The organism is Diaphorobacter ruginosibacter (assembly GCF_040396215.1).
Taxonomy (GTDB): Bacteria; Pseudomonadota; Gammaproteobacteria; order Burkholderiales; family Burkholderiaceae_C; genus Diaphorobacter_A; species Diaphorobacter_A ruginosibacter_A.
In genome coordinates this window covers 1-10,287 of the sequence record NZ_JBEBOW010000131.1, presented here as the reverse complement: position 1 = coordinate 10,287, position 10,287 = coordinate 1, and the positions used below count along the sequence as shown (strand labels likewise).

8 protein-coding genes are annotated in these 10,287 nt (G+C 64.6%); 6 read left to right on the top strand and 2 right to left on the bottom strand.

Annotated features, from left to right (window positions below):
* Positions 1–247 (bottom strand): hypothetical protein (locus tag ABWP92_RS14340; protein WP_353236073.1); only part of this gene is annotated, 247 nt, incomplete at its 3' end.
* A gap of 193 nt (positions 248–440) precedes the next feature.
* On the opposite strand from ABWP92_RS14340, the gene ABWP92_RS14335 reads away from it, so the two are divergent.
* Positions 441–1,799 (top strand): amino acid permease, encoded by a 1,359-nt coding sequence (locus tag ABWP92_RS14335; protein ID WP_353236072.1) that lies wholly within the window; start codon positions 441–443, stop codon positions 1,797–1,799.
* 14 nt (positions 1,800–1,813) lie between these two features.
* On the opposite strand, the gene ABWP92_RS14330 is transcribed toward ABWP92_RS14335, so the two are convergent.
* The gene (locus tag ABWP92_RS14330) at positions 1,814–2,488 is read right to left on the bottom strand and encodes a TetR family transcriptional regulator C-terminal domain-containing protein (protein ID WP_353236074.1); all 675 of its coding nucleotides are present in this window, start codon (positions 2,486–2,488) and stop codon (positions 1,814–1,816) included.
* A gap of 447 nt (positions 2,489–2,935) precedes the next feature.
* On the opposite strand from ABWP92_RS14330, the gene ABWP92_RS14325 reads away from it, so the two are divergent.
* The 5 genes from ABWP92_RS14325 to ABWP92_RS14305 all read left to right on the top strand — a co-directional run bounded on the left by ABWP92_RS14325 (position 2,936) and on the right by ABWP92_RS14305 (position 10,154).
* Positions 2,936–4,291 (top strand): NAD(P)-dependent oxidoreductase, encoded by a 1,356-nt coding sequence (locus ABWP92_RS14325; protein WP_353236071.1) that lies wholly within the window; start codon positions 2,936–2,938, stop codon positions 4,289–4,291.
* A 32-nt stretch (positions 4,292–4,323) separates the two neighbouring features.
* Positions 4,324–5,643: an NAD-dependent dihydropyrimidine dehydrogenase subunit PreA gene (gene preA, locus ABWP92_RS14320; protein WP_353236070.1), complete on the top strand. Its 1,320-nt coding sequence runs from the start codon at positions 4,324–4,326 to the stop codon at positions 5,641–5,643.
* Positions 5,644–5,832: 189 nt separating this feature from the next.
* Entirely contained in the window at positions 5,833–7,323 is a 1,491-nt protein-coding gene (locus tag ABWP92_RS14315) for an NCS1 family nucleobase:cation symporter-1 (RefSeq protein WP_353236069.1), read from the top strand.
* Between the two features lie 69 nt (positions 7,324–7,392).
* On the top strand, positions 7,393–8,862 hold the full coding sequence (hydA, locus tag ABWP92_RS14310; protein ID WP_353236068.1) for a dihydropyrimidinase: 1,470 nt from the start codon (positions 7,393–7,395) through the stop codon (positions 8,860–8,862).
* 29 nt (positions 8,863–8,891) lie between these two features.
* Positions 8,892–10,154, top strand: coding sequence for a Zn-dependent hydrolase (locus tag ABWP92_RS14305; protein WP_353236067.1), 1,263 nt, complete (start codon positions 8,892–8,894; stop codon positions 10,152–10,154).
* Positions 10,155–10,287 lie beyond the last annotated feature (133 nt).

The following is a 10,287-nucleotide window of genomic DNA, read 5'->3' as shown; positions in this document are numbered from 1 at the left end:
GCGGCTGAGATGGCAAGGCATCCTCGTCGCCGTCCTTGATCACGGCATTGGCGCGCAGCAGCGTTGCGCCGATATCGCCCAGCACGGCGATATCGTCCTTGGTGAGCCATCGGTGCTCCCGACTGATCCACCGGCCCAGCAACACGATCGCCCGCTCCACTTCCTGCGCATCGACGGATGCGTCAAACTGCCGGGAGCGCTGCGTGAAAAGCTCAAGTGCGGGCTGGATATCGATCTGCTTTTGCATCTCGATAGTTTGCAACAATAATTTACCAAGGAAAGTCAACCAATGTCACAAACGCTAACACCACAGGCCGCACCCTGCCGGCAGCGGTCCGCCAATTCCGTGCCTGCCTCCCGGATACGCGCATGGCGGGCCGGGATCTTCAAGAACGCCGATACTATCGGGTTTTCCCTAGATCATTGACAGTGACAGGCGCATGGCGAATTTCCAGGACATACAGCAGCGCGAAACCGGCTTGAAGCAGCATCTCACCAGTGCGCAAATGGTGATGATCGCCATCGGCGGCGCCGTCGGCACGGGCCTGTTCATGGGCAGCGCGTTCGCCATCGGCTTCGCCGGTCCCGCCGTGCTGGTGAGCTACGCCATCGGCGCATTCATCGCCTTGCTGCTCATCGGCTGCCTGGGCGAGATGACGGTGGCGCACCCCACGTCGGGATCGTTCGGCGCATACGCCGAGTTCTACCTCGGCCCGCTCGCCGGATTCGTCGTGCGCTATGCCTACTGGGCCGCGCTGGTCCTGGCTGTCGGCATGGAGGTCACCGCGGTGGGCATGTACATGGCGTACTGGTTCCCGCAGGTGCCGCAGTGGATCTGGGTCGTGCTCTTTTCCGTCATCCTGATCGGCGTGAACCTGCGCAGCGTGAAGGTCTATGGAGCGGTCGAATACGCTTTCTCGGCCATCAAGGTGGCGGCCATCGTCGCCTTCGTGCTGATCGGCAGCTACGTGGTCTTCGGTGCGCGCATTCCCGGCATCGGCCTGCAGAACTACCAGACCGGCGGCGGCTTCTGGGCCAAGGGCGCGTGGGGCATGTGGCTTGGCGTGATCGTGGCGATGTTCAGCTATCTGGGCGTGGAGGCCATCGCCGTGGCCGCCGGCGAAGCGCAGCACCCGCAACAGGCCGTGCAGCGCGCGATGAAGAGCACGGTGCTGCGCCTGGTGCTGTTCTATCTGCTCACCCTGTCGCTCATGCTCGCCATCGTGCCCTGGACCGATGCCGCCAGACAGACCAGCCCGTTCGTGCGCGTGATGGAAGTCATCGGCATTCCCTGGGCGGCTGGCGTGCTCAACTTCGTCGTGCTGGTGGCCGCCCTCTCGGCGATGAACAGCCAGCTCTACACCACGTCGCGCATGATGTTCAGCCTGGCGCGCGCGCACCAGGCGCCGCGCGTGTTCGGCGTGACGAATGCGCGCGGCGTGCCGGTTGCCGCCATCCTCATCTCCAGCCTGGGCGCCGCGGTGGCCATGTTCATCAATGCCTTCTGGCCCAAGGAATCGTTCGTGTGGATGATGTCCATCGCCATGTTCGGCGCGATGTTCGCCTGGTTCATGGTATTCGTCACGCATCTGGCCTTCCGCCGGCGCCGCGAGCGCGAAGGCGCGCCGCGCACGGCATTCCGCATGTGGGGGTTTCCGTGGCTCACGCTGCTCGGCGCGGCGCTGATGGCGGCCGTTCTGTTGACCACGGCGCTCACGCCGGAGTTCCGCCTGACACTGGCCTTCGGCCTGCCCTGGCTGTTGCTGCTGAGCGTGATCTTCTGGTGGCGCAGCCGCTGAAAGACGCCCCCGTCTCAATCGACCTTCTGGCCCAGGCCGCTAAGCACCAGCCGCGTGATCACCTCCTGCGCCCGCTCGAAGTCGGACTCATCCAGGGCGGGCTTGTCCAGCAGGATGGCGAACTGCGTCTGGTGCTCGGCATAGGCCTGCGTCACGGTCCAGATCACGAACATCAGATGCGTGAAATCGACCCGTGCGACCAGCCCCTTCTTCGCCCACTTTTCAAAGGTCCGCACTTCCTGCGCGAGCACCGGCTTCACGCGTGCCGCGATCACGTCGGCATAGCGCGGCGCTCCGGCGATCACTTCCTTGGCGAAGATCTTGGCGGCATTCGGGCGCTCGAAGGATGAGCGCAGCTTGCCCCGGATATACGCACGCAGGGCCTTGACGGGATCGTTCTGCTCGCGCCACACGTCCTCCATGCCGGCCAGCCAGCCGAACACCACATCGTCCAGCACGCGGCGGTACAGCACCTCCTTGCTCGGAAAGTAGTACAACAAGTTGTGACGGCTGATGCCCGCCGCGGTGGCGATGCCTTCCAGCGAGGCGCCCTCGAAACCCAGCACCGCGAACTGGTTCTCGGCCTCTTGCAGGATCGCATTCTCCTTGCGCAAACGCGCCGCAGTTGGTGCACGCGAACCATTTGAGGGCTGCGCCGCATCAACCTTGTGCGCTCGCACATTCGCCATGCGCTTCGCCGCTGCCCCGGGAGCCTTCACATCAGGAGTTTTTCGCGCTTCTGTCATTCCTCCATTGTGATGCGGCACCGCATCATTTTCAGGCATGGGGTTTGCATGCCGTGGGTTTTTACTGATTGGTAATTTTTTACCAGTCAGTAAATTGTGAACCCAGCCACGGTGATGAAGTGTGCGGCGCCCGGTCCAACGCGCAGACAGTCCAGCGTAGGAAACCCAGGCGCCATGCGTTTCGCTCCAGCCAACCCAAGCAGGCACAGCAAGCCCTGCTGCATAAAGAAAAGAGGCCCGCGATGACCCCTCGACAGCCTATGCAATCCGCCGCGCCACCGCGCGCCGCACGCGCCGCTTCCTGCATGGCGCCACACGCATCGCCACGGCCATCGCCAGCCGCGACGACATCGTCCCCCTTCTGACCCGCCCCCAAAAAAAGGAGCCATGATGGAATCGACCGCCCATCGCGCGTGCGGAGTGCAGGCCGCGCGCCTGAACCTCGTTGACTATGCCGTGAACTTCAGTGATTCGCACGCGCCGCTGACACACGCCCAGGCGCTGATCGAGGCAGAGCGATGCTACTACTGCCATGACGCGCCCTGCACCACCGCCTGCCCCACCAGCATCGACATCCCGTCGTTCATCCAGCGCATCGCGCAGGGCAACGAGCGCGGCGCGGCACGTGCGATTCTCGAGGCCAACCCCCTGGGCGGCATGTGCGCCCGGGTCTGTCCCACCGAGACATTGTGCGAACAAGCCTGCGTGCGCAACAAGAACGAGGACAAGCCAGTGGAGATCGGCGCGCTGCAACGCTACGCGACCGATGCGCTGTTCGACGCGCCCGGCGCCCCGCTGTTCACGCGCGCCGCGCCGACCGGCAGGCGCATCGCCGTCGTGGGCGCCGGTCCCGCGGGCCTGGCCTGCGCGCACGGCCTGGCCATGCGCGGCAACGACGTGGTGTTATTTGACGCCAATGCAAAGCTGGGCGGTTTGAACGAATACGGCCTCGCTACATACAAAACGACTAACGGATTCGCACAGAAGGAAATCGACTGGCTGCTCTCCATCGGCGGCATCGCCGTTCGCTGCAACCAGCGCCTGGGCCGCGACATGACCGTGGACAGCCTCCTGTCGGCATACGACGCGGTGTTCCTCGGCCTTGGCCTGTCCGGCGTGAACGCCATCGGCATCGCGGAACCCCAGGCGCACGGGCTGCGCAACGCCGTGGATTTCATTGCCGAGCTGCGGCAGGCGGGCGACTATTCCCAGGTGCCGGTGGGGCGCCGCGTGGTGGTGATCGGCGGCGGCATGACGGCCGTCGACGCCGCGGTGCAGGCCGCCAAGCTCGGTGCGGAGGACGTCACCATCGTGTACCGGCGCGGAGCCGCCGCGATGTCGGCATCGGTGGTCGAGCAGCGCTGGGCGCAGACCAACGGCGTGAAGATCAGGCACTGGAGCGCCCCCAGGGAGGTGCTCTGCGAAGACGGCAAGGTCAGCGGCGTGCGCTTCGTGATGACCTCGCAGCGCGCCGACGGCGGCATCACGGAAACCGGGGAAACCTACGACATGCCCGCCGACATGGTGCTCAAGGCGATCGGCCAGGCCTACGAGCCCGATCACGCGGGCGCGTCCATCGCCCTCAGGAACGGGCGCATCGCCACGGACGACGAAGGGCGTACCAGCGTGGAGCGCGTGTGGGCCGGCGGCGACTGCCGCTTTGGCGGGCGCGATCTCACCGTGGAGGCGGTGGAGCACGGCAAGGTGGCCGCACGATCCATCCATGCGGCGCTCTGCGGCGCCTGACCCCACCGAACCCGACTTCAAGGAGCATCCCCATGGCCGACATCAGCAGCAACTTCCTGGGCATCAAGAGTCCCAATCCGTTCTGGCTCGCCTCCGCGCCGCCTACCGACAAAGAGATCAACGTCACGCGCGCCTTCGAGGCCGGCTGGGGCGGCGTCGTTTGGAAAACATTGGGGGAAGACCCACCGGTGGTCAACGTGAGCGGTCCGCGCTATTCCACGCTCATGTCGCAGGACCGGCGCGTGATCGGACTGAACAACATCGAGCTGATCACCGATCGCCCGCTTCAGCAGAACCTCGCCGAGATCCGGCGGGTCAAGCGTGCCTGGCCCGACCGCGCCATGATCGTCTCCCTGATGGTTCCCTGCGTCGAGGAAAGCTGGAAACGCATTCTGCCGATGGTGGAGGACGTGGGCGCGGACGGCATCGAACTCAACTTCGGCTGCCCGCACGGCATGAGCGAACGCGGCATGGGCGCGGCGGTCGGCCAGGTGCCCGAATACATCCAGATGGTGACCGAGTGGTGCAAGCACTACTCCAGGCTGCCCGTGATCGTGAAGCTGACGCCCAACATCACGGACGTGCGCATGCCGGCGCGTGCGGCCCGGCGCGGCGGCGCGGATGCGGTCTCGCTCATCAACACCATCAACTCCATCATGGGCGTGGACCTGGACAGCATGGTGATGCATCCCAGCACCGGAGGCTGGGGATCGCATGGCGGCTACTGCGGCCCGGCGGTCAAGCCGATCGCGCTCAACATGGTGGGCGAAATCGCCCGCGACCCCGAAACCGCGGGCCTGCCGATCAGCGGCATCGGCGGCGTGACCACATGGCGCGACGCAGCCGAGTACATCGCCCTCGGCTGCGGCACCGTGCAGGTATGCACGGCGGCGATGGTCTATGGCTTCAAGATCGTGCAGGACATGTGCGACGGCCTGTCCAACTTCATGGATGCGCACGGCTACCGGACGATCGAGGACTTCAGCGGCAAGGCGGTGCCGACGGTGAAGGACTGGAAGCAGCTCAATCTCAAGCACATCGACAAGGCGGTGATCAACCAGGACTCCTGCATCCAGTGCGGCCGCTGCCACGTGGTGTGCGAGGACACGTCGCACCAGGCGATCTTCTACAGAAAGGGCGAGGGCGCGGAGCGCCGCTTCGAGATCAACGAGGCAGAGTGCGTTGGCTGCAACCTGTGCGTATCGATCTGCCCGGTCCCGGACACCATCTCCATGCGCACGCTGGCGGTGGGCGAAGTGGACGCGCGCACCGGGATCGAGGTGACCGGCGAATACGCCAACTGGACAACGCATCCCAACAATCCCCAGTGCCTGGCGACAGCGGATGCCTGAAGCCCATCGCGCCGCACGATCCGGGGCAGCCAAGGCCATGCCGTCATGCGCCTTATTGCCGCTTTCTCGCCATGCGGCGCAAAAGGCCAATCTCCGCGCAATGCCCTTTATTTTGATTTGGTAGGTTTCTTGCTAGTGCCATGAGAGTCGACATCCCTTGATGACTGAATAAACCCATAGGAGCTTTTCATGACAAGCCCGCACACTGCTGGCGCCGCCAGCGATCTGACGAATGACGATCTGGCGCCCACTACCCAGGCGCAAAGAACCTGGCATTGGTATCACTTCACCGCCCTGTGGATCGGCATGGTGATGTGCATTCCCGCATATACGCTGGCGGCCAGCCTGGTCGAAGGCGGCATGTCCGCGATGCAGGCCGTCATGACCGTGTTCCTCGCCAACGTCATCGTGCTGATTCCGATGCTGCTCATCGGCCATGCTGGAGCGAAGTACGGCATCCCCTATGCCGTGCTAGCGCGTGCCGCGTTCGGCACCAGGGGCGCCAGGCTGCCGGCCATGCTGCGCGCGCTGGTGGCCTGCGGCTGGTATGGCATCCAGACCTGGTTTGGCGGCATGATGATCTACACGCTGCTGGGCGTGATCATCGGCCATCCACTGGAGAGCGGCAAGATCCCCGGGCTTGGCATCAACCCCGCCCAGCTCATCTGCTTCCTGGTTTTCTGGGCCATCCAGTTCTACTTCGTGGTCCACGGCATCGAGTCGATCCGCAAGCTGGAAACCTATACCGCCCCCGCCAAGATCATCATCTGCTTCGTGCTGCTGTGGTGGGTGTATGAAAAGGCGGGCGGCTTCGGTCCGATACTGAACAAGCCCTCCGCATTCGAGCCTGGCGGCCCCAAGGCTGGCCAGTTCTGGACAACGTTCTGGCCATCGCTCACCGCCATGGTCGGCTTCTGGGCCACGTTGGCGCTGAACATTCCCGACTTCACACGATTTGCCAGGTCGCAGCGCGACCAGGTCGTGGGGCAGGCGATCGGCCTGCCTGTTCCGATGGGACTGCTCGCTGCGCTCGCGGTCATCGTGACGTCGGCCACCGTCGTCATCTACGGCAAGGCATTGTGGGATCCCGTGGACCTGGCCGCGCGCATGACGGGAGCCGCCGTCTTGATCGCCTTGATCGTCCTGCTGATCGACACGGTCAGCGTGAATCTTGCCGCCAACCTGGTCGGCCCTGCCTATGATTTCTCGGCGCTGAACCCGCGCCGCATCAGCTATCGCACGGGCGGCTACATCACCGTGACGATCGCCATCCTCATGATGCCCTGGAAGATCCTGGAGTCGACCGAAGGCTACATCTTCACCTGGCTCATCGGCTACTCCGCGCTGCTCGGCCCGATCGCGGGGATTCTGATGGCGGACTATTTCCTCATCCGCCGCACGCAGCTGGACGTTCCCGAGCTGTACCGGGATGACGGCAGGTATTCCTATTCGGGAGGCTGGAACTGGGTCGCCGTGGCGGCCTTCGTCATCGGCGTCGCGCCCAATGTCCCCGGCTTCCTGAACGCCGCATTTCCGGCAACCTTCCCCCACGTCGGAGCCATCTTCAAGGAGCTGTATGCCTACGCATGGTTCATCGGACTGTTCATCGCCGCAGTCGTGTATCGCGTCGGCATGAGCAGCCAAATGGAATCCGCGCAAGCCCGCCTGGGACGCGCGTGAGAGCGGCCGCCATTGGCGCGGCCTTTTGTTTGAGCAATCAACAGCGATGGAACGCAAAGGAGCAACATGATGAGCACAGCCAGCCGCCCCCTTCTGATCCGTGGTGGCACCGTGGTGAATGCCGACCGCGAGGAACGCGCCGACGTATTGATCGTCGACGGCAGGATCGCAGCCGTCGGTGAAACGGCGGCGGCGCAAGCTCCTGGCGGGGCCGAAACACTGGACGCCAGCGGCCAGTATGTGATGCCCGGCGGAATCGATCCGCACACGCACATGCAGTTGCCCTTCATGGGCACGGTCACCGCGGACGACTTCTTCACCGGCACGGCCGCGGGCCTGGCGGGCGGCACGACCAGCATCATCGACTTCGTGATCCCCGATCCCCAGGAGCCGTTGATGGACGCCTACAGGAAGTGGCGCGGCTGGGCCGAGAAGGCCGCGTCGGACTACTCCTTTCACGTCGCGATCACGTGGTGGAGCGACAAGGTCCGCGAGGACATGGGCACCCTGGTGCGCGAGGAAGGCGTGAACAGCTTCAAGCACTTCATGGCCTACAAGAACGCCATCATGTGCGACGACGAAACGCTGGTCAACAGCTTCCGGCGCGCCCTGGAACTGGGCGCCATGCCGACCGTGCATGCCGAAAACGGCGAGCTCGTCTACCTGCTGCAGCAGGAGGTGGCGCGCATGGGCATCACCGGCCCCGAAGGCCACCCGCTCTCGCGTCCGCCCATGGTGGAGGCCGAAGCGGCCAACCGCGCCATCGCCATCGCCGACGTGCTCGGCGTGCCGATCTACGTGGTGCATGTGAGCTGCATCGAAGCGGCCGACGCCATCGCGCGGGCCCGCGCACGAGGCCAGCGCGTGTATGGAGAAGTGCTCGCGGGCCACCTGACCATCGACGACAGCGTCTATAGACATCCCGATTACGCCACCGCCGCGGCCTATGTGATGAGCCCGCCGTTTCGCCCCAAGGAACACCAGGAAGCCCTGTGGCGCGGCCTGCAATCAGGCCAGTTGCACACCACCGCCACCGACCACTGCACCTTCTGCGCCGCGCAAAAGGCGGTGGGCAAGGACAACTTCGCCAAGACCCCCAACGGCACCGGTGGCGTGGAAGAGCGCATGGCCGTGATCTGGGACGCGGGTGTCAACACCGGCCGCCTCACGCCCAGCGAATTCGTGGCGATCACCTCCGCCAATACCGCCAGGCTGTTCAACATCTACCCGCGCAAAGGCTTCGTGGGCGCGGGCGCCGACGCCGATCTGGTCGTGTGGGACCCCCAGGGCACCAAGACCCTCTCGGTAAAGACGCAGCATTCCAAGGGCGACTTCAACATCTTCGAGGGACGCAGAATCCAGGGCATACCCAGCCACACCATCAGCCGCGGCAAGGTGGTCTATGCCAACGGCGATCTGCGAGCGCAAAGAAACGCCGGCCAGTACGTCAGGCGGCCCGCATTCGGCCCGAACTTCCAGGCAGTGCAAAAACGCGCGCAGGAGCTCGCGCCCACCGCTGTCGAACGACATATCCGTTAAGGCAAAATAGCTGCCAGGAGATAACCATCATGGACACCAAAGTAAAAAACAACGCGGACACCGGCCATCTGCGCGTGAACGGCGAACGCCTCTGGCAATCGCTCATGGAACTGGCCCGCATCGGCGGCACCGCCAAGGGCGGCGTATGCCGGCTGGCGCTCACCGACCTGGACCAGCAGGGCCGCGACCTGGTCACCCGCTGGGCCAGGGAGGCCGGCATGACCGTCACCATCGACAAGATCGGCAACGGCTTCATGCGCCGTCCCGGACGCAACAACAGCCTGCCCCCCATCATGACGGGCAGCCACATCGACACCCAGCCCACCGGCGGAAAGTTCGACGGCAACTACGGCGTGCTGGCCGGCATCGAGGTGGTGCGCACGCTGAACGATCACAACATCGAGACGGAAGCGCCCATCGAGGTGGCCTTCTGGACCAACGAGGAAGGCTCGCGCTTCGTGCCGGTGATGATGGGCTCCGGCGTATTCGCCAAGGCATTCACGCTGGAACACGCCTACGCCGCCAAGGACACCGAAGGCAGGAGCGTCAAGGAAGAGCTCGAACGCATCGGCTACGTGGGCCCCGAGGAGCCCGGCGACCACCCCATCGGCTACTACTTCGAAACCCACATCGAACAAGGCCCGGTGCTGGAGGACAACGACAAGACCATCGGCGTGGTGACCGGTGTGCTCGGCATCCGCTGGTACGACTGCACCGTCACCGGCATGGAAGCCCACGCCGGCCCCACTCCCATGGCCCTGCGCAAGGACGCCCTGCAGGTCGCCACGCGCGTCATGCAGGAAGTGGTGGCCTGCGCGCATCGCCACCCGCCGCACGGACGCGGCACGGTCGGCATGGTGCACGTGCACCCCAACAGCCGCAACGTGATCCCTGGAGAGGTGAAGTTCAGCATCGACCTGCGCAACGCGACGGATGCGGATTGCGAGGCCATGGACGCGGACATCCGCGCCGTGGCCGGACGCATCAGCAAGGAAACCGGCCTGCCGATCAGGATCGACCTGGTGTCGAGCTACCCCGCGCAGCCGTTCAACCCTGAATGCATCGACGCAGTCCGACGCGGCGCCGAAACACTGTGCTACTCCCACATGAACGCCGTATCCGGCGCCGGGCATGATGCCGTCTACATGGCGCGTCTCGCTCCCGCCGGAATGATCTTCATCCCCTGCAAGGACGGCATCTCGCACAACGAAATCGAAGACGCCAAGCCCGAGCACATCACCGCCGGCTGCAACGTGCTGCTGCACGCCATGCTGGAGCGGGCAGGAACCTGATTCCCCCCGGCCACGCTTTCACGGATTGAGGAGCCCAAGGGCTCCTCTTTTTTCATGGCCGGCACCAACAAAAAAAAGCCCCCATCTCCCGAAGTCGGGAGATAAAGCAGCACGAGCGAAGCAAAGTGCCGCC